Below are 21,793 nucleotides of genomic sequence, written 5' to 3'. Positions count from 1 at the left end.
CATCGATCGTGAACCACGATTGATCTATGGAACTCCAGCAGATGCGCTACGTCATCGCGGTCGCCGAGACGAACAGCTTCACCCGGGCCGCCGAGCAGTGCCTGGTGGTGCAATCCGCGCTCAGCCACCAGATCGCGCGCCTGGAACGGGAACTCGGCGCGAAGCTCTTCGAGCGCACCAGCCGGCGTATCCGGCTGACCCCGGCCGGCGCCGCGTTCCTGCCCGCCGCCCGTCAGTGCCTGGACGCCGCGGAGCGCGCGGCCGCCGAGGTCGCCGCAGCCGTCGGTGAGGTGCGTGGACGGCTCGCGGTCGGCCTGATCCCCACCGTCGCCGCGGTCGACCTCGCCGGCTTCCTGCGGGACTTCCGCCAGCGGTACCCGTCCGTACGCATCAACCTCCGCGTGGGCGCCAGCGAGGACCTCGTCGAACAGGTCAAGCAGGGCGCCATCGAGGTGGCCTTCCTCGGGCTGTGCCCACCACCGCGCGGCCCAAGGGCGTCAACGCCCGCGAACTCGCCCGCGACCGACTTGTCGCCGTGGTCGCCCCGGACCATTCCCTCGCTGCCGAGCAAGCGGTCAGCCTGCGTCGGCTCTCCTCCGAGGTGTTCGTGGACCTATCCGCCAAAACCGCCGGGCGGATCCAGTCCGATCAGGCCTTCGCGGCCGCCAACCTCACCCGCGATGTCGCCTTCGAGGTCACCACCGCCTACCTCATGTCCCGGCTGGTCGAGCAGGGACTCGCCGTGGCCATGCTCCCGTCCGCCTACGCGCCGCAGCTCACCTGCGTGACCACGATCAAGGTCACGGACGCGCCGGCCCGCGTCGAGTACGTCATCTGGAACCAGTTCGACCGCACCCCCGCGGCAAACGCCTTCCTCGCCCTCCTCGACAGCCACGCCAACGACGCAGGGTCCGGTGCGTAGGCAGGCAGCCGGGGCGCGAGGCCAGCAACGTCGCCCGGGGTCATGATCCGGCGGGGCAGCAGGCGGCGGGCCAGGGCCGACAGGATCGGCCGGGTCCGGCCAGGACAGCCGCTGCCGAGCCGTCAATTCAACCGCTGATGTGGCGCGGCACGCTGGTTTTCATCGAGCCGGCTCACCATCGGTTGTGCTCCTTGTAGTGGCGTAGATGGTGATTCCCTCGCGGGTGCGTACGGACAGAGTCTCCGATCCGAGCTGCGGCGGAGGTTGCTTGTCGTAGTGATCGAACCGGCCGGCACGCTTGGCGAGCTGGTCGAGGTCGGCGACGGTCGTCATGAGTTGCCATTGGCCGGCCGTGCCCGTGGTGTGCTCGACGGATAGGAAGTCGGCGTGACGCAGGTCGGCCCCGAGCGTCTCGCGGTAGAAGCGGCGCGCCAGATTCGGATTTGCACAGTGCAGCGTCATCCGGTGCGGCGCGTTGAGTAGACCGACAGGGTGCCGCCACCCGTAGCCGGGTGCTCGCTGCCAGAGGGAGACGACTGCCCCGAGCGGGTCGATCAGGGTGGCGATGCGCCCCTGGTCACCAGCGTCGAACGCGGTGACGAGAATCTGTGCGCCATGAGCGGCGGCGGCCGCCGCGCGTTGGTTGACATCGTCGACGGCGAGGTAGAAGGCCACGTGTGGCGGTGTGTCCGGAGGGTAGATCGGTGCCGCCAGGTCGCTGACCGTGCCGATGCGGTAGTCGCCGACGGTGATGACGGTGGCGCGGCGCCAGTCGTCCTCATCCACCGCGAACCGCCAACCCAGGACCGCGGAGAAGAAGTCCGCGGTCCCGGAGACGTCACGGGTCTTGAAGTCCATCCAGCAGAACTCCCCGTTGGATCCAGAGGGCGCGTCGAAGTTTCGTGGTTCGCCGGTGGTCATGGCAGCGTCGCCTGCGCCAAGGGCGGAATCCGCCGGTCCGGCTCGCCGCGACTGGCGTGTCCGTGCTCCACCGCTTTCGTCTCGGTCGCCATGAGCGGACACCCTAACGAAAAGCAGCGCGTGGATCGACGGATTTGCCGCGGGCGCGGCCGACGGGCTACCCGTCAGGCTGGTGAAGTTACCAGGAACTTGTTGGCCGGCTGAATCTCCGCATTCCAACAGTCGAGCCATTCCGCACAAGAGGCATGTGCGGTAGGTAAGCGCCCGGCTTGTCCGGATCGCGCCGACGCACCAGGGACGTGGCGGCGTCGAAACGACGGAGGACCTCGATATGAAGGTGGTCCTGCAACAGATCAACTTCATAGAGGTCCTGCGTCGACATGAGTTTCATACACCAGTGCTGCCGGTACGCGAGGAGACCGTTACCTGGCCGACCTGCTCAACCGTTAACGGGCACGCCGGGGCACCGCGCGCTGTCCTGCCGTGACCAGGCGATTGTGGTGCTGCGCTGGTTCTGCGACGGCACCCGGATCACGCAACTGGCGACCGACAACCAGATCAGCACCTCCACCGGCTACGACTACCTACACGAGGGCATCGATGTTCTCGCCGCCCGAGCGCCCGGCCTGCGCGGCGCGCTTCTGGCCGCCAAGGCCCGCCGGGCACAGCCACGCGAACCGCACCAGCAGTAGGGCCCACAGCGCGGTGGCCGAGCACATCAGGACGGCGCAGAACCAACCCCGACAGCACGTGGCCGATCGATTTCGGGCCGAAGAACATCCCGGGAAAACTCACCGGGAACGTGAGTGACCCATAGTTCGCAATTGCCAGGGCTTTTGGACTGCCGTGAGGTGGATCGGTTATCAGGTGATCATGCGGCCGGACACCAGGCCGGCGACCGCGTCAATGGGGCGCTTCGCAGTTGAGGGTGTAGGGCGTGGCGCGGGGCATTGGCGGTTCACACTGGGTCTGGCAGGTCGATGAGCGCGAGCTTGGCTGGGTCGATCACAGCGGTGATCTCGGTGATGCGGCCGTTGGCGACGGTGAAGGCGAGCAGGGACAGTGGGGTGCCGTCCTCGTTCCAGGAGATGACGCCGGGGCGGCCGTTGACAGTCGCCGCGTGTCCTCGTGCTGCGCTGCCGGCCAGTCGGGCGCGGGTGGCGACTTGGGTGGCTCCGATTGTGACGAACTGACCGTTCGGGGTGTGGACGGTGAACGTCACTTCGGGGTGGAGAACTTCCAGCAGACGCTCGAACTGACCCTCGCGGGCCGCGGCCAAGAACGCCCCGACCACCTCGCGGTGCCGCTGTCGGTCGCTTGCCGAATGCCGGGCGGCCTGCACCTTCCGGCGGGCGCGGCTGGTGAGCATCTTGGTCGCGTCGGCGGACCTGCCGAGGATGGTGCCGATCTCCCCGTGGGAAACGGCGAACACGTCGTGCAGCACGAACGCCAGGCGTTCGTCGGGGCGCAGCGTGTCCAGGACCGTCAACAGCGCCAGGCCCACCGAGTCGCCCAGCGCCACAAGCTCTTCCGGAGCCGGACCCTCGTCGAGGGTCACGGTGAGTTCGGGCAGCTGGTCGTCGAGTGGGACTGTCAGGCGCGTGCGACCCGAGCGTAGGAAATCGAGGCTGATGCGGCCGACCACGGTGGTCAGCCAGCCGCCGAGATTGTCGATGGTGTCGGTGTCCTGGCGGGACAGACGCAGCCACGCCTCCTGGACCGCGTCGTCCGCGTCAGCGTGCGAGCCGAGCACGCGGTAGGCAACGGCTGTGAGCCGGTCTCGGTGCGCCTCGAAGGCCTCGGCGATCGGATCGGCTGGATGGGCGCCGGACATGGTGTTACCTCCCTGGAAGCTGCTCCGTCATAGGGGTGACGGGCACCAGCTCCGCAAGGTAACCCCGACCGAGGAGAGCACCCTGGCATGCAGAACCGACTGAAGAACAAGAACACCAACAACCCCGACGTGTGGAAGGCGATCGGGCACCTGCAGAAGGCGATCGCCGCTGGGAGCGTCGACCCGAAGCTGCTCGCGCTGGTTCATCTGCGCGCCAGCCAGATCAACAGCTGCTCGGCGTGCGTCTACGCCAGTGTCGCCGGGGGGAAGAAGGCCGGTGACACCGACGAGCGGCTGCACAACGTAGCGGCGTGGCGTGAGGCGCCGTTCTACACCGACGCGGAGCGCGCGGCACTGGCGCTGGCCGAGGCCGCCACCCGGCTGCAGGACGGCGCGCAGGGAGTCACCGACGAAATCTGGGAAGAGGTCAACGCCCATTTCACTGAGGAGCAGATCGGCGCGATCAGCCTGGAGATCGCACTGACCAACTTCTTCAACCGGATCAACCGCACCATCAAGGAACCGGCCGGCCAGACCTGGGGCTGAGCCTCGCGACCGGGCCCGTCGATGGATTCCGGCGATCCCTCGACGGGCCTGCTGCAATGGGGGAGCGTGGAACTTCTCCCGGCGTGTGACCTCGCCACGTCCTTCGTCGTCCATCCGGAAGACCCCGACGTGCCTGACGTTACCCCTCATGCAGGCTTCGCCTGCCCTGCCCTGACCACGTTCTGCCGGCTCGACGAGCTCGTCCTCGAAGCTGTCGGGCAGCGGCTCGAGTGCAGGCAGCAATCCTGGTACACGAAGCCGGCCTCCTCTGACCCCGTCGTCGACTGGACTCGCGACACCCTACGCAGCACGCGGGAGATCGCCCGAAACCGCCCAGGAGGACCACGCGGCTACGTCGTGGACGGAGCCGCGTGGTCGCCCCTGCAAAGCAACAGTGCTCCGGTCCGCGACGCCGGCGTCGGCATCGTCGTCGGCCTCACCCGCGCCAATCGCTGAACCTACCGAGATAGCAGCGGGCAGCCGATCCGAAGCGTATGGCTGGTTGCCGCCCTTTCGGAGCGGGCTCGCTCAGGGGCGTCGCGGGGCAACCTCTCCACCTCCGAAGCGGTAGCCGCGGATAATCGTATGCCGGGCACTATTTCCTTTGCTGTCGCGCAGTTGGACGCGTAGTGAGACATGGCCATGCCCTGCTGGGTGAATGACCTTGGCGAAGCGCTTTCCATTCGTGGATATCACGGGCGTGTCGCGCCAGGTCCGGCCGTCGTCGAAGGAAACCGTGACGTTGAGGTGTTCGACGCTACCCGCGTTGGAATCTGGTTGTGCTCCGATACTGATGGGAACGGCGAGTGGACCGGATGGTGCCCGGTTGTACTCGTCGAGTGGGGGACTGAATGTGGCGGCGGAGAGCGGCAGCCGTACCGGTTTGTCTCCAGCGACGTGGCTGGACCGGAAGGTCCATACTGCGTCGATTTCTGTAGACAGGTCGTCCGCCTCCCGCTGACCTCGGACTGCTAGCCGGTACGTTGCGGCCGTATCTGGCACTTGGAAACTAGCCTTCGACGCCACGACTTCGCCGATCTTGGTGCCGTCACGGAACAGACTGATTCGAGTGTTGGCTGTATCGTCCCAGCCGCTTCGGCCGTTGCCGTCGCCGTAGAGGGCGGGCGCGACGGTGATGGTGTTGCCAAGCCGAGTGACGAACTCATTCGGGAGAAGGTGCCGGGGCTGACCGAACGCGGGGCCGAACACGCCCTGGTTCCAGCGTTCGGTGTAGGTGCGGCCCGGCTCATACGTCAACGGAGGGGACTCGCTTCTCCCGGCCACGAGCGGGAAGCCTTCATCGTCGTACTCCTGCTCGGAATGTTCTCCGATCCACCGTACGCCCTCTCCGATGTAGTACTCGGTGCGGGTGAAAGGCAATTCAAGCGGGAGGTTGAACGCTACACCACCGGCGTCCGGATGCGCATCGAGCACCGGGAATGCAGTTTTGTTTCCAAGTATGGTGGCTCCCTGCCTGGCGTAGCTGGAACGGACGATCGCCAGGTCTCGTTCGGTGACTCGCCGTGCAAACCCGTTGGTCAGGCGCCCCGGGACGTACCAGCCCCCGCGATAAGCGTAGGGGCTGTTCAATTAGCGGCCGTCCGGGGCGGTCGTGGCCCAGGTTGCTTGGATACTTGTCCCGAAGCCGTCGACGACTTGGTCTGGGCCTAGCTGTCCTGCGTAAAAGCCGTCCACCTGAAAGCCGAGAACACTCTTTGAAATGGTCCTGAACGACGTGTTGAAAACCGCCGCGAGGTCGAGAAATCTGCCGGTAGCGTCAGCCCGCGGCACGGTCAGTGTAACCGGCCCGCCGCGCCGCGCATCCACCGCGACGGTCCGGTTCTCCGTCAGCTCCAATCGCGGATGGGCTAGCAGGGTAATCGCTGTTTCTACAGGGTCATCTTCGGATGACACGTCGGCGACGGTGCTGGTGATGATGTATGACGCCTTGGGTAGCCGCAGGGTCACCGAGCCGTCAGGATCGTACGGGTCTTGAACATCGAAGAGGTCTGGCCGCCACACCGACGTGGCATAGAGGTCCGTGGGCTCCCCGGTCCGGTTCATGTGTAGGAGTGTGAGGTTGTAGCTTTCCGGCTCACGGTCCAGCCCGAATGGGATGGTGATGGGGATACCGCCCTGCTCGGCGATGACCTGCCCGCTGTAGCGCCCGTCGGGGCCGTCCACGCGGGTGTCCGCGGTGACGGTGACATCGGCGCGGCTGCCGGCCGCCACGGTGACACTCGCCGTCGATATTGAGAACATTCCCGCGGGTGCCGGGTTGCCGTCCGGCGCGGCAGCCCGCAGTCGCAGCGGCAAGGTGGCATCTATCGATCCGTGGTTGTGCAGGCTGATCTTTTTGGTAATTCGGGTGTCGTCGTGGTGGGGCCAGAGCTGTTGGCCGAAACTGACACTTGGCGGGTCGGCGATGACACGGGTGTTGACGGCGCGCCCGACATCGAGGCGGCCCGCGCCTTGGGCGAACACAGACAGCCCCGGGTTCGGTCTCGCCGAGCCCATCAGAGCGGCCTTGAGTTGGGCGGGTGACCAGTCCGGATGGCGCTGCGCGAGGATCGCCGCCGCGCCCGCCACATGTGGCGCCGCCATCGAGGTGCCGCGGAGCGCCACGTAGGGTTGGCCCGGTTCACCGATACCGGCGTCGCCGCCACGCGCGGCGGTGATGTTCACACCCGGAGCGGTGATGTCGGGTTTGACAGCGACATCCCCGACCCGCGGCCCGCGACTGGAGAAGCTGGCGATAGCGTCCGCCTTGTCCACGGCGCCTACCGCCAAAGCGGCATCCGCGCTGGCCGGGCTTTCGACCGACGCGTCGGCGCCACTGTTACCCGCCGACACGACAAACAGGGTGCCGTACTGAGCGGTGAGCCGCTCAACGGCTTCCTCAAGCGGGTCGGCACCAGGTGCATCAGCCGCGCCAAGACTCATGTTCACCACATCAGCGCCCTGCTCAGCAGCCCGCTGCATCCCCGCCAGGATCCACGACTCCGGGCAGCCGAATTCCACACAAATCTTGCCGTTGAGCAGTCGAGCCGCTGGCGCCACACCGCGGTGCCGCCCGCCGGAGGCCGCACCGGTGCCGGCGATCGTCGACGCTACATGGGTGCCATGTCCGACATGATCCCGGTCATCCTCGAACCCCTCGGTGAAATTAGCGCTGGAGGTGACCCGACCCGAGAGGTCGGGATGAGTGACATCCACACCGGTGTCCAACACCGCCACCGTGACGCCCGACCCGTCGTAGCCGGCCTGCCACGCCACCGGCGCTCCGACCTGCGGAACACTCTCGGCAAGCAGCGGCTTACGCACACCATCGAGCCACACCTTGGCGACGCCCGGAACCAGAACCCGCTTCCCCGCATGTGCCTTGGTGAGCCTGGTCCACAAGCCGCCGTTCCGAGCCGAACGCACCGCCACACCGCGGGCCCCCGGCAGCTCCCGCACCAACCGGCCGCGTGCTGCGGTCACAGCACCCCGCGCCGACACCACCGACCCGCCCCCATAACCAACGATCAGTGGAAGGTCGTTACGGCGATCGTCGTACCCGAACTCCATCAGCGTTGTCACATCGAACAGCCGAGGATCCAACCGACCCGATGCCACCAGCGGCAACGCATCGGCGGAATCACCCTCTGACGCCCCCCGGCCGACCGTGTGACGAACCGCATCTTGGCCCGGCCACGCCCCGGCTCGACCGTCACGCGCCCGCCACCGGAGACCGTAACCCTGTCGCCGGTCACAAGCGTCACCACACGCGCCGAGCCCGCAGTGCTCACCGCAGCAGACGGCAACAATGTGGCCGAAGCCGGCTGAACCGCCCAACCTAACGGCAGCCCGAGAGCGACCGCCATAAGGCAGCCACCCAGCCTTGTCCTGAAACGCATGAATCTCCCACCACTCGTCGGGGTTCCCTCACCTCCTTATGTGTCGCCGATCGCCAAATGCTTACCGGCAGTGTGCCGCCAACCTGTCGAACGTGCCGGCCCGGTCGCGTGGCACGCGGGCGCTCGCGGTCCTGGTCCGGCGGGTCTATCCGCTGTCCGCGGTGGTGTTCGCCTTCGGAGGGTTCGCGGTCCTCGACGTCGCCACGTTCGTCGTGGGCACCGAACCCGTGGTCCTGCACAGCGGATAAGTGGTGTTCGTGCTGGCCTACTCGCTCTTGCCTTGGCGTGCCGGCCGCGATGTGGCCGTCGGGGTGGCGGTCATGGCGGTGGGACTGACCGCCATTTTCAGCGTCGACTTCCCCGGGTTCGCCGAGACGACCGCCGGGATCGCCATGGTGCTGTTGGCCGCTGCCCTCGGGGCGTCCGTGCGCTACCGGACCATCGCCCGCGGACAGCTGATCGTGCAGACCAAGCTTCAGGAACGCGAACAGCTGGCTCGGGAGTTGCACGACACCTGTCGACGATCCTCAACGGCCAGCCCGGCATCGAGGTGGTCGGGCAGGCGGCCGACGGACGTGCGGCCGTCGCGCTCGCCTGCCACCTGCGGCCGGATGTGTGCCTGTTCGACATCCGGATGCCCGTCCTGGACGGCATCGAGGCCACCCGTCTGCTCGCCGGACAGGAAATCCCCAATCCGATCGCCGTCGTCGTGATCACCACGTTCGACACCGACGAGTACATCGACGTAGCCCTCAAGGCGGGCGCCCGCGGCTTCCTGCTCAAGGGCGCCGAACCGGACCAGCTGATCCAGGCAATCCACGCCGCCGTGCAGGGTGACGCGCTCATCGACCCGGCCATCACCGGCCGGCTGCTCGCCACGTTCGCCGCCAGCGGCCGTGCCACCACTCCGGCCCAGCCGGTCGACGCCCTGACCGACCGGGATGAAGATGGGTAGGGTCGCGCGGGGCAGGACGAACGCCGAGATCGCGCGGGACCTGCACATCAGCATGAGTACGGTCAAGTTTTATCTCACCGGTCTCATGACCAAGCTCGGAGCCCGGAACCGCGTCGAACTAGCCATGTGGGCCTACCAGACCAACCGCGTTACGTGACGCCCGTCCTGGGTGTGTGTCAGTCGATGCGTTGCAAATCCGAGGCGCGCCCGACCGCATGAAGCGTTTCCCGCACATGGGTCGAGTGCTCGATCGTCTGCGCCAACAGCGTCGCCCACGCCAGGTCCGACACCGGGCCAGGATCCACCGCTGATCGGCGCAGCCGTACAACGCTGGGCCCTCGGCATACTTGAAACGCCTACTGGACACAATCCGGGTGACCGCTCATCAGCAGTTCAGGATGCCTGAGCGTCGCGAAGCGCCGATCGCCCGCAGTGAGGGGCGACGCGCGTCTGGCGCGCCCGGTCGGCGGCAGATCGGTACATCTGACCTTCGTCGACGCCCAGCCACGGGTGAGGCAATGCGCCCGGCAGCTACCCGAACGCATCGACATCGGCAGGGTCGCACACCGGTCGTCTCCAACCGGTGGCGTCGGCCGCGATCAGGTTCCTGATCAGAAGGGGGGTGCGTCCTCGCCCATCAACGCCAGCACGACGCCGCCCTTCCCGCGCTTGAGACTCTGGACCACGACCTTGCCGGTGCTGCCGTCGGGCAGCTCCAACGTAAAGGTCTGCCCGACCGCGTTCTTGGGACCGCTGCCGGCACTGTTGGCGGGTCGGAAGTCACCTGCCCACGGCGGGGTCCCACCCTTGCGAGCAGGCTCGGCGAAGAGCGCGGCGGTGCCAGGAGTCCTGGTGCCGTCCGAGGAAAGAAGCACTGAGGCGCTGCGATAGGTAGCCATATACGCCTAGGCTATCCCGGACTGCGCTCGTTCGCGCCACGACAACCGTCCCATAACGCAAACAGCCACGGGAAGCGACCTTGATCTGCTCGCACCCCTGCGTTGACCGTGCGTTGGCCGCAGCCCAAGCTAGACCCCCCCTCGTCGAACCTGCGGCTTCGGCGGCCGACAGCCCGCCGGCTCGGCCGACCTCTCGCCACCGCGTCCGCACTCGCCCGCACCAGGCCCAGACACCTCGAACGTTGTCGGCACGCACGATCGGCGGCATGTGCGTGTACTCGATCTCGTGCGTCTGCGAGGGTTCATCCGGGCGGTTGGTGCTGCTGACAGGGCGATTGATCTCCGATCACTGGAGGTGGCGGTTGGTCGCGTCCCACGGCCTCGACGCGTGCCCGGTCGCCGTCGAAGTCCGGATTGAGGCGGCCAACCAGACAGGACCGGTGCGCGGCAAAAGACGCACATCCCGGTCCCTCACTGCTGCGCACATCGACGGTGACGCCGTCGCCGCCAGGGCTGAGAATCGTGAGCTGGCCGCAGCATCCGCACGGCCAGCTGAACCCGACGCAGGTCCGCCGCCCGCATCGTGAGGCGTATCCAGGCAGGTGGGTGGTACCGGCTGATTTCCTGAACGACCGCGTCGACCTGCTTGCCGACTGGCGGGTACTCCGCAGGCAGTGCCCGAGGTGAGCCTGACGGGCTGTCGATGACGCCGGCGTCGACCGACGCCCCCACCGTTTCGTGCCCGACAACCTGGGCCATGACTCCCCAACGCTCATGGCTGATGATCGTCGCGCGGACGGCGGTGCCCATTGCCAGGTCACGGCCGACGCTGTCGAACCGCTGCATTGGTTGATCGTCGCGCACCGCCTCGTCGACGGCACAGCCGCGCATCCCTTGCGCTCGGTCAAGAGGCCGCCAGAGACCTGATCCACTCTGGGGCGCATCGCATGGACCCGAGGGGAGGGCCCCTAGTCCAAGCCGTGCGTGGCGTGACCGCCGCCAGCGCGGGATACCAGCCGGGGCAACTCGTGCGCCCGCCGATACTGGTCGGCAGTCGTGCGGACCATAACGCTCCGCTTGGCGAGCACGTCCGTGAAGCGGGCGTACCGTTCGCTGCGCAGCATCCAGCCTCGATAGATGGCCGTGCCGCCGCTGGGCGCGGCCGCCACCGCCCGCTCTGCCTCGTCGCCTCGGGCCAGCGCGTCGTGGTCAACCACAGCAAAGACCAAGCCCGCTTCCCAAGCCGCTCGCGCCTCCGACACGAAATGCTCATCCGGACGGCGCGGCCGCAGCGGGTCGCAGAAAACGAGCAGCATCATGCGCCCGATGCTGCCCGACCCGGCGGCATGACCTCCAACGGTATTCCAACCTCATGCCCTCAGCGGAGATCAGGACGCCCAACTCCGCGCTGCCTTTGTCGTTCCGTCCTGGAAGAGGGCTCAGCTGCGGGCGCGTGTGTTTAGCATTTCAGGTGGCTGGGAGGTCGACCCGTCGTCCGGCTGCGGAAGCGGCTGGAACGCGACGTCGGTCACGTCGGCGACCAGCTCGGTGAAGTCGGTGCCGTACGCGGCTGGCTCGACGATTCTCAGCACCAGCGCGAACGGCCGGTCGGCACCGAACGTACGGGCGAGTTCGAAGTGGTGCCTGGACAGGTAGCGGGCACCGGCGAGGTTGCTGCCCGCGCTCAGGCCGCCAATGAAGAACACCGGGCGCCCGCCGGCCGGCCCCCAGAACCGGGCGAGCAGGACGTAGCTGGTCTCCGGGCTGAAGACGTACTCGGTGCCGCCGACCGTGAACGACATCCGGCGCTTCTCCTCGTCGAAGACCTCGTACGTCACACCACGGAGGATCGCGCGTACATGTGTGGCGCTGCGCGGGCTCGCGCCGCCGGGGCCGCCGACACAGAACTCGGTCAGCCGGCCAATCTCCCCGGTCGGCTGGTTCTCGCCGACCCGGTCCGCGTACGCGCCGCATTCCCGGGCGATGGTCGCCAGCTCCACCAGCGCGGCGACGTCGCGGCGGTGGACGCTGGCTTCGCGCGGCGACGACGCGTGCCGGGATGCCACCAGGAGACAGCTCGCCCCGGCGGTGAGCCCGAAGAAGGCGCGTGCCCGGTTCAGCTTGCGCCGACGCAGCAGGAACCCCGCGAGCCAGACGGCCGTCCCGGCGATGACGCTTGCCAGCAGATTGATCAAAAGGTCGTCCATGCCTCGATGATGTCCGACCCCGTCAGGCCCCGGGTCATGGCGGGGAAGCACACCCAGGAGGGGTCGCGGTCCGGGCCAGCTTCAGGGAGTCTTTCAGCTCCATGCAGAAGCGGGCCAGGTCGGTTTCCGACCTGATAGGCCGCCTCCAGGCTGGGTGGGAGGTGCTGTACGCCGGCGGCGCCGGCCATGACCATGGGGATCTCGACCATCGTTGCCGCTCGCTCGGCCATGGCAGGCTTTTGACGCCTGACTTCCCGCCATCGATCCACGATTCGCGCCGGGCGAGCACTCGCACGATCTGCGGAAGATCCGTGCACCGAGCACATGTCAAGAGGGCTCGGTCCACTGGCCGTCGGTGAGGAACCGGTCGATCGTCTCGGTGTATGGGCCTGGGTCGAGGTGCTTCGCGCGGATCCAGTTGTCGTCATAGTAGGTACCGCGGTATGCGTCGGCGCCGTCGCAGATCAGCGTGGCGATACTGCCTATTTCACTGTCCTCCCGCATCCGGTGAGCGATGCGCAGGGCACCCCAGAAGTTGCTGCCGGTAGATGGACCGATCGACCAGCCGGTGGCCATCGAGAGATAGCGCATGGCGGCGATACTGGCCGCATCCGGTACCGGCATTGCGAGATCGATGACTGAGGGCAGGAATGCTGGCTCTACACGAGGCCGCCCGATACCTTCGATCCGGGACGGCATTCCGGTTCCGTAGCCGGTGTAGTCGGTGACCCAACTGGGCCAATAAGCCGAGTTCTCGGGATCTACCACCACGAGGTTGGTGGGATAGCCGTGGTAACGGATGTGCCGTCCCAGTGCCGCGCTGGTTGATCCTGTGCCGGCGCCTACGACCGCCCAGGCAGGCGGGCAGCCTTCCTGGGCCATGACCTGTGCCAACATAGCCGCACCGACACTGTCTGGGCCACGCCAGTCCTCAGCGTGCACCGCGCAGACGAGGTGGTCGAGGTAGTGGCCGTCGAGTTCGGCGGCGAGACGGGCGGCTTCCTCATAGATAGCCGCTGGCGGATCGAACGTATGGCAGCGTCCGCCGTATCGCTCGATCCGTTCCCGTTTCGCCGGCGAGGTCTTGCCCGGCACCACGGCAATGAAAGGCACGCCGATCATCTGCGCAAAGTAGGCGGTAGCGATCGCGGTGTTACCGGCGGTGGCTTCGATCACGGTGGTGCCCTGCCGAATATCCCCTCGGGCGACCGCATCTTCCATGAGTCGCCGGACCAAGTGGTGCTTCAGGCTTCCAGTCGGACGCCGGGACTCGTCCCGAAAGAACAGCGAGACGCGCCACCGCTCCGGCAACGGGTAGCGGCGCAACGGAACGGGTTGCTCGGCGGCGGCCTCGGAACGTAGCCGTGTCAGCGCCTGCCGCGCCCATCGGCGTGCGCCAGCCTGCGTCCGGTCGTCAAGATCACTCACGGCACCCCTCGGTCATGGTGAAATCGATGCGCGGCCAGAACTCAGCGTACGGACTCGGGCGAGCACCCGTTGACCCACTTCCAGGATGGACCGAGCGCCCTCATCTCGGCACGAGCGTGCGCCATAGCAGAGCTGACCGAAGTCACGGAGGGTGACATGGCGACCAGGGCGCGGCACGCGACTCGCGGCAGATCATGATGCCCGGCTGCGCGCCAGCCGTGAGTCGGTCTGCTGCGAGGATCCGGCGGACCAGACGGTCATGGGCGAGGTCCGGCCTGACTACTGGCGCCAAATCCTGGTGCCCATACGCACCCCAGGTGGACATCTGATCCGAGTCGGCCCGTCCGTGTCCAGCTTCCAAAAGATGATCCCGATCCTCGCCACCGGCGAAGCCGTATCGCCCGTCCACGCCCAGGCCGCCCGCTACTACGCGCGGCCAGACATCGCCTATGTGCCGATCCGGGACGCCCCGCCGGCTCGATGGGGCCTGATCTGGCGCACCGGCAACGAGACCGAACTCGTCCGATCGTTCGCTCGCGCCGCCCACCACCTCAGCTCCGTCTAGTAGCCAGCCGGACGGCCACTAGGCCCGGGGCGCGTCGACCGACAGCGGTGGTCCCGCCGGCACCTAATCCACGGCCAGCGGCTCGGCTACTTGCCGAGGGAACGCCTGACTTAGCAACACCCGTCTCGCAGCGTCACCAACTTGGATTGCCGCTGTCAGGCGGCGAGTCGCCGGAGTAGACCGAACTCGGCGCGGTGTGCAGCTGCAGCCGTACCTACCTCTGCACTCGGAACCTGTACGCCGACACTGAGGTTGCTACCACAACCGGCCATGATCAGGGGGCTATCCACATCCACCACAGTTGTCCACAGCTCATCGCGGGGAGGTGGCGGGTGCGGTGGGTTGCCGGCGAATCTGAGCAGGTCGCGGGGTCGCCGCTGGGCTGCTGGCCAGGCTATGTGCAGGTGGAGCAGCGTCGGCCGCAGGCCAACGGCGACCGGTCCCCGCGCCGATGCGGCGCGGGGACCGGTCTCGGCCCGTCCGTCTCAGCTCGTCTCTGCGCGCTTGGGGTTGTCGAACCAGCGTGCAAGGGGGGGCTGTCAGAAAGCGTGGACGACGGTGATGGTGACGTTGGAGCAGGTGTTGGCCCAGTTGGTGAGGGTGTTCTTCTCGGTGGTGTCGACGGTGAGGTGCCAGCGGATCTTCACCGCGACCCATTCGGTGATGTAGCGGCAGTGGGCGGGGCTGTGGGAGGGCATCCAGGTGGCGGGGTCCTGGTCTCCTTTGGCTTGGTTGACGTTGTCGGTGACGGCGACCAGGGGGCGGTTGTCGCCGAGGTCGTTGGCGTAGGACTGGCGGCGGCTGGTGGTCCAGGTGCGGGCGCCGGAGTCCCAGGCTTCGGCGAGGGGGACCAGGTGGTCGATGTCGAGGTCGGCGGGCTGGGTCCAGTAGGTGTTGTCGTAGTAGGAGTACCAGCGTCCGCCGGAGAGGGTGCAGCCGGAGCCGATGGTCGGTGTGGTGGTGGCTTCGGCGATGAGGACTTCGTATCGGGTGTTGCAGCCGTCGCCGTCGGCGTCTTTCCAGTGGGGGAAGAGGTCTCGGCTGTAGCCGGTACGGACCTCGGCGGCGACGGGCAGGTCTGCCACCGCGGTGCGCAGGTCGGCGGAGTAGGTCTCGGCGTAGGCGGGAGCGGCGGTCAGGGTGGTGACGGCGGTGACAGCGGCCAGCAGCGCGGCGGTCCAGCGCAAGGTACGGGCCATGGGTGCCTCCCGAGCATCGAAGATAGTGGCACCTCGATGTATAGGGGTGTCGTTCGGCGTGGCAGTGGCTAGCGGGCAACCGTGAACCGAAATTCTTCGACAGTCCAGCTCCTCGACCGTGACCAAGCCGCCGGCGCATGGGCGTTCGACGAGCCGCGCCGTCCGGTCCGTTCAGTCCGGCGAGCGGCCGTAGCGTTTCGGGCAAGCGAACCGACCGAACGGCGCACCAGAGGGCTGGACCTTTTCTTCCCAGGCTCGTGCTGCGCCGCAGCCGCGTCGCCCACGGTGGGCATGTCCCCTTGCTCCTATGTCAAACAGCTTGAGGAGTCAGGGTTGGTAGGCGGGTGATATCGGCAAGCTGGGCTCGGTAGACGACGTCGGACAGGCGGCGCACGAATGCTCGGAGGGACTCCTTGATGGTGCGGCGTTGCTGTAGATGGGCGCGGGCGTTGGGGTGGTAGTGGGCCTGGGTGAGGGACAATGAGGTGTAGGGCGGCATTGAGCTGCCGGTTTCCCGTTCGAGATAGGCGATGTCGGTCAGGGTTACCGGACCACACCGACAGCGGTGGTGCTGTTGTGGCAGGCGTAGGCGTGTCGGGAGCGGAAGCGGGGGATGTCAGCGGTCTCGCCCGAGGACCTTCGCGACGGTGAGGGTGGCGCAGCCCGGTTTGCGTAGGGCGGCGCGGGCGACGGCCAGGGCGTCGATCGGGTCGGACTCGCCGTAGCTGCGTGCGCCATCCCGGGCGTGCGCCATCAGTTTCGGCGAGACGCGCACGATTTGCGGGTCAGACCAGCAGCGCTGGCTGCGCCATCTCGACACCGAGAGCAGCAACCTGCGCCGCGCGCTCGGCGACGACCGCTGCGCGCCTCGCCTGACGCGTGCGCTGGTGTGGTACTGGTTCCTGAGTGGGCGGCTCACCGAGGCACGGCGAGCGACGGCAGTCGCAGGCAGTACCACGCTCGCGGCCTGGCACGCCGGATTCCGGCTTCTCACCGGCGAGCCCACGGACAGCACCGCCGCGCTGCGTCTGCACGACGCCGTCACCGACCCTCGCGAACGCGCGATGGCTGGCTGGTTCCTCGGCTACGCCGCGACCAGGTTCGGCGACATGCCGGTCGGTGAGACACTCGTCCATGCCGCGCTGGCCGCGTTCGAGGACATCGGCGACCGATGGGGCCTCGCCGCCGCCCTCAGCGTCCGCGCCCTACAACGCCACGTCCGCGGCGACATGAGCGGGTCCGCCGAGGACGCCGAAAAAGCCGCACCCTGTTCCAACGGGTCGGTGACCGTTGGGGCCAAGCCCAAGCCGGTGCGGTGCTCGGCAGACTCGCCGAGATCGCGGGCGACTAATCGGCCGCGACTTCAACCGTCCGGACCGACAAGATCAGATGCACTCTATTGGCTTTCCTCTGTGTGTAGAGCCGCCGTCGGAAGTGGGGTTCTAGGTTGGGGTTTGGCGGGTCCGGGAAGTGATTTCTCCGAAGAGCCGGCATGGGGATGTGAGCTGGTCACGCTGGAGTTTTTTTAGACGTTCCCTGGCGTCCTCCCGGGCCCGTCGCCGCAGCCGTTGCAGTGTCGGCGACCCCGGCCACGCGTGGGGGTGGCGGCGCGCATCATCACACGATGCACAGAAGCCGGGCCGTTCGTCGAGCGCGCACGATGGTCGCGACCAGGTACGGCGTGGGGGCCGACGCTGGCGAGCGTGCCCGCACGTTGGCGGGCACGCTCGAACGTTCCAGTCTCCCGAGGTAAGGTCAGCCTACCCAGTACAGGTCGTACGGCCGCAGGATGACGCGACACATGTCGATGTTGTGTAGGGGCCCCGCGAAGCCGCGGATCAGGATGGCGGTCGGCATGGTGCGCGTGATGTAGCCAATTGATTGCTTGGTGTCGATGTTGCCCGCTCGCCATCCGCCGGAGACCACGTCCGTTTCGTAGCCGAGCGGTCCGGCGTCCTGCCAGGAGCCATCCCGCCAGACCGCCTTGCGGGCTTCGACGCGCCTGGGCTGCGCGCCCGCCTCGAAGTAGAAGCCCCAGAGCTGGACTTCGGTGTAGGCGGGAGCCCCTTCCGGCGTCGGCTTGCCGTAGGTGTGAATGTCGGCGTGGAACGACTTGCCGTTGACGGTGCAGGACTGCGCCGCCCGGTAGCGCACGTTGACCGCGCTTGCCGGGCCGGCACTCGTCACCACGACCCCGGTGGTGGCAACGAGCGCCGCGAAGGCCATTGCCAGGATTCGTCGCATGTGTTACTCCTACCTGTTTCTGGTGCACTGTTCACGCTGCTGGCGTGAGTCTCTGCTGCGGGAAGGGTTGCCGGCTCTGGGGTGATCCGGGCCCGGTCGCGGTGAGTTGAACCAGTCGCCGGTGTACTGAGTTCAGTGGACCGCGCTGACAAGGAATCGGCCGTGGCGGTTACCTTTGTCAGGGACGTTGGAGTCGGCCGGACGTCTCTTGCCGTCCCGCAACTCGATGTGGTCTGCGCCGTTGACGCCGAGTGCGATCGTGCCGCCGAATCGAGCGATCCGCACGAGCGTTCGATGGGTCACGGCGATGGCCCGCAGCTTCGCCAGATCGGCCTGGCCGGCCCCGCTGCCCACCTCGGCCATCACTTGGCGGTTCACCACGTCCACACCCCAGGCGGTGTGGGGGATGCCGGCTACGCGATCGAACTCGCCGACGACCGCCTGGAGCCGAGCGGTGCTGTCGGCGACCTGTTCGGCGGTCGCGCCCGCGTCGGTCACCGCCTTCGCGGCGCCGGAGTCGTCGCTTGCGGCCGGCACACCGGCGTCGGCCGGCTGTGCCCGCCCGTCGCCAGGGGCGAGCAGTGCGCTGGCCCTGACGGCAACGACGCCGGGCAGTGCGGCACGCGCGAGCCGCCGGAGACGTACGGATCTCATGGCGACCAGGTTCGCCGATCAAGGTTGCCAGTTGTTTGCCACGTGGATGGCCGCTCGCCGGGCGACGGCGCTAACGTCTCGCGTGTGGAGTTCCGCGTGCTGGGCCCGGTCGAGATTCATAGCGGCACCGGCGAAACGGTCCGGCTGCGGCGTCGCCAGGAACGCCTCGCACTGGCCGTGCTGTTGCTGGAGCCTGAACGGGTGGTCACCGCTGAACGGCTCGTCGACCTGCTGTGGGAACAACCTCCGTCGTCGGCGGCACGGTCCGCGCTGCCGGCCCTGATGTCCCGGGTCCGGGCTGCGCTGGCGTCGGTAACCGACGGCAGCGAACCGCCATCGTTGGTGGCCCGTGGCGGCGGGTACCTGCTGCGCGTCGAACCGACCCAGGTGGACGTACACCGGTTCGCCCGGCTGGTCCAGCAGGCGCGTGCGGCTACGGAGCCGACGTTGCGGTCCACACGCCTGGCCTCGGCACTGGAGCTGTGGCGGGGGCCGGCGTTGGCCGACGCCGCGACGGGTGTGGTGCGGCAACGGCTGTGCGGAGGCTTGGAGGAGCTGCGGTTCGCGGCGAACTCGGACCGTATCGACGCGGAACTCGACGCGGGCCGGCACGAGGGCGTGATCGCCGAACTGTCCAGGCTCACCGACGAACACCCGCTACGGGAGCGGCTCTACGGCCAACTCATGGTCGCCCTCTACCGAAGCGGCCGTCGCGGCGACGCGCTCGAGGTGTACCGCAGAGCCCGCGGGGTGTTGCTCGCCGAGCTCGGGCTGGAACCGGGGCCGCAACTCCAAGCGGTACACGCGTCTGTCATCGCGGACACAGTCGGACTCGGCGTGGACGGCGCACAGCGGACGCCAGCCACTCCAGTGCCTCGACAGTTGCCGGCCGACAGCGCCGGGTTCACCGGGCGTGCGTCCGAACTCGCGGCGCTGCAGGCGTTGTCGCGGGCCGAAACCGCCCCGCCTGCGACGGTGACCGTCTGCGTTCTGACCGGTGCGGCCGGAGTCGGAAAAACGTCCCTGGCGGTGCGGTTCGGGCATCTGGTCCGGGACCGGTTCCCGGACGGGCAACTGTTCGTCGACATGCGGGGATTCCATACCGGGCCAGCGATGCCGGCCGCCGAAGCGTTGCCCCTACTGCTGACGGCATTGGGGTGGGCCGCCGACCAGGTGCCGGTCAGCATGGATGCGCAGGCCGCTCTCTATCGCTCTGTGCTAGCCGGTCGGCGGGTGCTTCTGGTGCTGGACAACGTCGCCCATGTCGATCAGGTGCGGCCGTTGCTGCCGGGCGATTCCGGCTGTCTGGTCGTGGTGACCAGTCGAGACCGGCTCAGCACGCTCGTGGCGTTGGACAGCGCCCACCGGATCACCCTGGAGGGGCTACCACCGACCGACGCGATCGCTGTGCTCGCCCGCTCCGCAGGTTCCGCACGTGTGCAGGCCGATCCGACCGCCGTCGCCGAGTTGGCAAAGCTGTGTGGACATCTGCCGTTGGCGCTGCGGATCGCTGCGGCCCAGCTCGCGGACCGGCCGGACCTGGACCTGCGGCGGCATGTCACGGAGCTGGCGACGCAGGGCCGGATCGCCGGGCTGCGCGTGGACGGCGGCGGCACCGCCACGGTGCGAGGCGCGTTGGAGCTGTCGTACCAGGCATTGTCGTCAGAAGCGCGGCGGGTGTTCCGGTTGGTCAGCCTGGTGCCCGCGCCGGCCGGGCTCGTCACCACGGCTGCGGCCGCGCTGACCGGTCTGCCGGTACACGCGGTCGAATCATTGATCGACGCGTTGGCCCGCCTGCACCTGGTGAAGGTCACCGCGACCGGGCGGGTTTTCTGCCACGATCTGCTGCTGCAATACGCCGCTGAACTCGCCGCCGAAACCGACGAACCCGCTGAACGAGACGCCGCCACGGTTCGCTTGCTGCACTTCTACCTACACACCGCCAACCGTGCCGCGAACGTCCTGATCGGACGCACGAGGTTGCAGCCGTCACTTGACTGCGCACCAGCAGGTGTCACCGCGGTGGAGTTCGTCGAGCAAAGCGACGCGCGGGAATGGGTCGCCGCCGAGTGGACCAACCTCATCGCCGCGCTGGACCATGCCGTCGAACTCAAGCGCCATCGCCTTGTTTGGCAGCTCGCCGACGCCCTGCGCGGCTTCATGCAGATGCAGGCGCCGCCGGCCCAGGCGCTGCGAATCGTGGAGACCGGTCTCGCCGCCGCCCGAACGGCCGGCGACGTGTTCGGTGAGGCCGCGATGCGGCACAGCCTCGGGTACCTGCGCTGGCGCATGGCCGACTACCCGGCCATGATCGAAGAGGGCGATCGGGTCACTGCGCTGGCTCGGCGTGTGCAGTGGGCGAAGGGTGAAGCGGCGGGCCTCGCCAACAGCGGTATCGCACTGATCCAGCTCGGGCAGACCTGGTCCGCGATCCGCCGGTTCAACCGGTCGCTGGCCATCGACCGTAAGACCGGTGACCGGATCGGCGAAGGCACCATGTTGAACAATCTCGCCGCGGCCTATGAGCAGGTCGGTAACCTGGCCACCGCGGCCGAGTGCGCCGAACTCGCCGTGACCATACTGGCCGAGATCGGCCAGCACCAGGGTGAGGCCATCGCCCATGAGAACCTCGCCATGGTCCGGCGGCAGCAGTACCACCTCGACGATGCCCTCGCCGCGCTCAACAGGTCCCTGGCCATCAGTAGGGCGATCGGCGCGTACCGCGAGGAGGCCTCCGCGTTGCACACACTGGGCCTGGTGCATCGCGACGCGGGCCGGTACGACGAAGCCACTGACGCGCTCACCACGAGCCTGGACCTCGCGCGGCGAGGCTTCGACACCAGGGTGGAAGGCTTCGCACACACCGGCCTCGCGAGCGTCGAGATCCGACAGGGCCGGTTCGCGGACGCGGCGGTGTCGCTCGAGTTCGCCATGGACATCGCCGACCGGACCGGACATCGACCCGGCAAGGTCGAGGCGGTGCTGACCCGCGCCGAACTGCACAACGCACAGGGCGATCACCACGGCGCGTCGCAGCACGCGACCGCGGCGATGGACCAGGCCCGCACCTCCGGGTACGCGTTGGCGATCGCGCAGGCACACAGCCAACTCGCCACCGCCAGCCTCGGCATCGGCGACCTGACCGCGTGCCTCGCACACTGCCGTCAAGCGCAAAAGGCCCAACAACGCTACGGTCAACGGCTCGCGTACGCGCAAACCCTGCTCACCATGGGGCACGCGTACCACCGTCTCGGTAACCTCCGGTCGGCACGAGCCCGCTGGCGACAAGCTCAGACCCGATTCACGGAATTCGGTGCACCCGAGCGCGGCGAGGCGCGCAAACTGCTGGTTTCGGCTCAGCGAGCCGAGCTGGTCTGAGCAACTGTCCCGCCGCAAGCGCGCGGAGGAAGCGGCTCAGGTCGGCGTGGCACCCGCCCCTGGCCCCTCGGCATCACCTGACGACTCCTCGAAGCAGCCACCGCCGCTGCCTGGAAGGAGCGGCGACGGCCGATCCGGAGCC

General features: G+C 67.9%; 19 protein-coding genes and 3 pseudogenes. 9 read left to right on the top strand and 13 right to left on the bottom strand.

Translation table 11 applies throughout. The annotated features are described in order from the left end of the window. Positions 1-26 precede the first annotated feature (26 nt). Both E1193_RS32685 and E1193_RS32680 read left to right on the top strand, forming a co-directional pair. Positions 27-425 (top strand): annotated as a pseudogene (locus E1193_RS32685) (LysR family transcriptional regulator); the annotation flags it as partial. A gap of 44 nt (positions 426-469) precedes the next feature. Beyond that, the gene (locus E1193_RS32680; RefSeq protein ID WP_243707174.1) at positions 470-922 is read left to right on the top strand and encodes a LysR substrate-binding domain-containing protein; all 453 of its coding nucleotides are present in this window, start codon (positions 470-472) and stop codon (positions 920-922) included. Between the two features lie 159 nt (positions 923-1,081). Here E1193_RS32680 and E1193_RS31585 read toward each other — a convergent pair whose 3' ends face one another. Next, positions 1,082-1,780 (bottom strand): VOC family protein, encoded by a 699-nt coding sequence (locus E1193_RS31585; RefSeq protein WP_207922462.1) that lies wholly within the window; start codon positions 1,778-1,780, stop codon positions 1,082-1,084. A gap of 394 nt (positions 1,781-2,174) precedes the next feature. Between E1193_RS31585 and E1193_RS32675 the strand changes: the two are divergent. Next, positions 2,175-2,499 (top strand): annotated as a pseudogene (locus E1193_RS32675) (hypothetical protein); the annotation flags it as partial. Positions 2,500-2,801: 302 nt separating this feature from the next. Here the strand turns inward: E1193_RS32675 and E1193_RS00225 are convergent. Further along, the gene (locus tag E1193_RS00225; RefSeq protein ID WP_132179021.1) at positions 2,802-3,677 is read right to left on the bottom strand and encodes a sigma-70 family RNA polymerase sigma factor; all 876 of its coding nucleotides are present in this window, start codon (positions 3,675-3,677) and stop codon (positions 2,802-2,804) included. Positions 3,678-3,764: 87 nt separating this feature from the next. Between E1193_RS00225 and E1193_RS00220 the strand changes: the two genes are divergently transcribed. Both E1193_RS00220 and E1193_RS00215 read left to right on the top strand, forming a co-directional pair. After that, positions 3,765-4,223 carry a carboxymuconolactone decarboxylase family protein gene (locus tag E1193_RS00220; protein WP_132179019.1) on the top strand — a complete coding sequence of 153 codons (459 nt, stop codon included), beginning with the start codon at positions 3,765-3,767 and terminating at the stop codon, positions 4,221-4,223. A gap of 66 nt (positions 4,224-4,289) precedes the next feature. Beyond that, complete coding sequence (locus E1193_RS00215; RefSeq protein WP_165945534.1) at positions 4,290-4,679, top strand: hypothetical protein; 390 nt, start codon at positions 4,290-4,292, stop codon at positions 4,677-4,679. Between the two features lie 72 nt (positions 4,680-4,751). Here E1193_RS00215 and E1193_RS00210 read toward each other — a convergent pair whose 3' ends face one another. Both E1193_RS00210 and E1193_RS00205 read right to left on the bottom strand, forming a co-directional pair. Further along, on the bottom strand, positions 4,752-5,813 hold the full coding sequence (locus E1193_RS00210; protein ID WP_132179015.1) for a hypothetical protein: 1,062 nt from the start codon (positions 5,811-5,813) through the stop codon (positions 4,752-4,754). Then, positions 5,814-7,805 (bottom strand): S8 family serine peptidase, encoded by a 1,992-nt coding sequence (locus E1193_RS00205; RefSeq protein ID WP_132179013.1) that lies wholly within the window; start codon positions 7,803-7,805, stop codon positions 5,814-5,816. 409 nt (positions 7,806-8,214) lie between these two features. On the opposite strand from E1193_RS00205, the gene E1193_RS32670 reads away from it, so the two are divergent. Beyond that, complete coding sequence (locus tag E1193_RS32670) at positions 8,215-8,370, top strand: hypothetical protein (protein WP_243707173.1); 156 nt, start codon at positions 8,215-8,217, stop codon at positions 8,368-8,370. A gap of 266 nt (positions 8,371-8,636) precedes the next feature. Next, positions 8,637-9,234, top strand: a pseudogene (locus E1193_RS32665) (response regulator transcription factor). A 454-nt stretch (positions 9,235-9,688) separates the two neighbouring features. Here E1193_RS32665 and E1193_RS00195 read toward each other — a convergent pair. From E1193_RS00195 to E1193_RS00175, 5 genes are all read right to left on the bottom strand, one after another. Continuing rightward, positions 9,689-9,976 carry a hypothetical protein gene (locus tag E1193_RS00195; protein ID WP_243707172.1) on the bottom strand — a complete coding sequence of 96 codons (288 nt, stop codon included), beginning with the start codon at positions 9,974-9,976 and terminating at the stop codon, positions 9,689-9,691. 471 nt (positions 9,977-10,447) lie between these two features. Continuing rightward, entirely contained in the window at positions 10,448-10,867 is a 420-nt protein-coding gene (locus E1193_RS32325; protein ID WP_207922461.1) for a hypothetical protein, read from the bottom strand. 77 nt (positions 10,868-10,944) lie between these two features. Continuing rightward, positions 10,945-11,295 (bottom strand): hypothetical protein, encoded by a 351-nt coding sequence (locus tag E1193_RS00185; protein WP_132179011.1) that lies wholly within the window; start codon positions 11,293-11,295, stop codon positions 10,945-10,947. A 120-nt stretch (positions 11,296-11,415) separates the two neighbouring features. Next, positions 11,416-12,183 (bottom strand): hypothetical protein, encoded by a 768-nt coding sequence (locus E1193_RS00180; RefSeq protein WP_132179009.1) that lies wholly within the window; start codon positions 12,181-12,183, stop codon positions 11,416-11,418. Positions 12,184-12,510: 327 nt separating this feature from the next. Continuing rightward, positions 12,511-13,611 (bottom strand): pyridoxal-phosphate dependent enzyme, encoded by a 1,101-nt coding sequence (locus E1193_RS00175; RefSeq protein WP_132179007.1) that lies wholly within the window; start codon positions 13,609-13,611, stop codon positions 12,511-12,513. Between the two features lie 364 nt (positions 13,612-13,975). Here E1193_RS00175 and E1193_RS00170 point away from each other — a divergent pair, with 364 nt between their 5' ends. Beyond that, on the top strand, positions 13,976-14,176 hold the full coding sequence (locus tag E1193_RS00170; protein ID WP_132179005.1) for a hypothetical protein: 201 nt from the start codon (positions 13,976-13,978) through the stop codon (positions 14,174-14,176). A 539-nt stretch (positions 14,177-14,715) separates the two neighbouring features. Here E1193_RS00170 and E1193_RS00165 read toward each other — a convergent pair. From E1193_RS00165 to E1193_RS31580, 4 genes are all read right to left on the bottom strand, one after another. After that, complete coding sequence (locus E1193_RS00165; RefSeq protein ID WP_132179003.1) at positions 14,716-15,375, bottom strand: HNH endonuclease family protein; 660 nt, start codon at positions 15,373-15,375, stop codon at positions 14,716-14,718. A 616-nt stretch (positions 15,376-15,991) separates the two neighbouring features. Then, positions 15,992-16,150: a hypothetical protein gene (locus E1193_RS00160; RefSeq protein WP_207922460.1), complete on the bottom strand. Its 159-nt coding sequence runs from the start codon at positions 16,148-16,150 to the stop codon at positions 15,992-15,994. Positions 16,151-17,130: 980 nt separating this feature from the next. Continuing rightward, on the bottom strand, positions 17,131-17,619 hold the full coding sequence (locus E1193_RS00155) for a hypothetical protein (protein ID WP_132179001.1): 489 nt from the start codon (positions 17,617-17,619) through the stop codon (positions 17,131-17,133). A gap of 132 nt (positions 17,620-17,751) precedes the next feature. Beyond that, on the bottom strand, positions 17,752-18,273 hold the full coding sequence (locus E1193_RS31580; protein WP_165945544.1) for a hypothetical protein: 522 nt from the start codon (positions 18,271-18,273) through the stop codon (positions 17,752-17,754). A gap of 282 nt (positions 18,274-18,555) precedes the next feature. Here E1193_RS31580 and E1193_RS00145 point away from each other — a divergent pair, with 282 nt between their 5' ends. Continuing rightward, positions 18,556-21,651 (top strand): BTAD domain-containing putative transcriptional regulator, encoded by a 3,096-nt coding sequence (locus tag E1193_RS00145; RefSeq protein ID WP_243707194.1) that lies wholly within the window; start codon positions 18,556-18,558, stop codon positions 21,649-21,651. Positions 21,652-21,793: the final 142 nt, after the last annotated feature.

Source organism: Micromonospora sp. KC606, assembly GCF_004348675.1.
In the GTDB taxonomy this organism is placed as follows: Bacteria; Actinomycetota; Actinomycetes; order Mycobacteriales; family Micromonosporaceae; genus Micromonospora.
The sequence above is the reverse complement of the archived record's forward strand: the minus strand, read 5'-3'. Positions and strand labels throughout refer to the sequence as shown.

Bases quoted from the DNA above. Each gene is read 5' to 3' on its own strand.
- E1193_RS31585 (WP_207922462.1), bottom strand. From the start codon at position 1,780: ATGGACTTCAAGACCCGTGACGTCTCCGGGACCGCGGACTTCTTCTCC.
- E1193_RS00225 (WP_132179021.1), bottom strand. From the start codon at position 3,677: ATGTCCGGCGCCCATCCAGCCGATCCGATCGCCGAGGCCTTCGAGGCG.
- E1193_RS00220 (WP_132179019.1), top strand. From the start codon at position 3,765: ATGCAGAACCGACTGAAGAACAAGAACACCAACAACCCCGACGTGTGG.
- E1193_RS00195 (WP_243707172.1), bottom strand. From the start codon at position 9,976: ATGGCTACCTATCGCAGCGCCTCAGTGCTTCTTTCCTCGGACGGCACC.
- E1193_RS32325 (WP_207922461.1), bottom strand. From the start codon at position 10,867: ATGCGCGGCTGTGCCGTCGACGAGGCGGTGCGCGACGATCAACCAATG.
- E1193_RS00185 (WP_132179011.1), bottom strand. From the start codon at position 11,295: ATGATGCTGCTCGTTTTCTGCGACCCGCTGCGGCCGCGCCGTCCGGAT.
- E1193_RS00180 (WP_132179009.1), bottom strand. From the start codon at position 12,183: ATGGACGACCTTTTGATCAATCTGCTGGCAAGCGTCATCGCCGGGACG.
- E1193_RS00170 (WP_132179005.1), top strand. From the start codon at position 13,976: ATGATCCCGATCCTCGCCACCGGCGAAGCCGTATCGCCCGTCCACGCC.
- E1193_RS00165 (WP_132179003.1), bottom strand. From the start codon at position 15,375: ATGGCCCGTACCTTGCGCTGGACCGCCGCGCTGCTGGCCGCTGTCACC.
- E1193_RS00155 (WP_132179001.1), bottom strand. From the start codon at position 17,619: ATGCGACGAATCCTGGCAATGGCCTTCGCGGCGCTCGTTGCCACCACC.
- E1193_RS31580 (WP_165945544.1), bottom strand. From the start codon at position 18,273: ATGAGATCCGTACGTCTCCGGCGGCTCGCGCGTGCCGCACTGCCCGGC.
- E1193_RS00145 (WP_243707194.1), top strand. From the start codon at position 18,556: ATGTCCCGGGTCCGGGCTGCGCTGGCGTCGGTAACCGACGGCAGCGAA.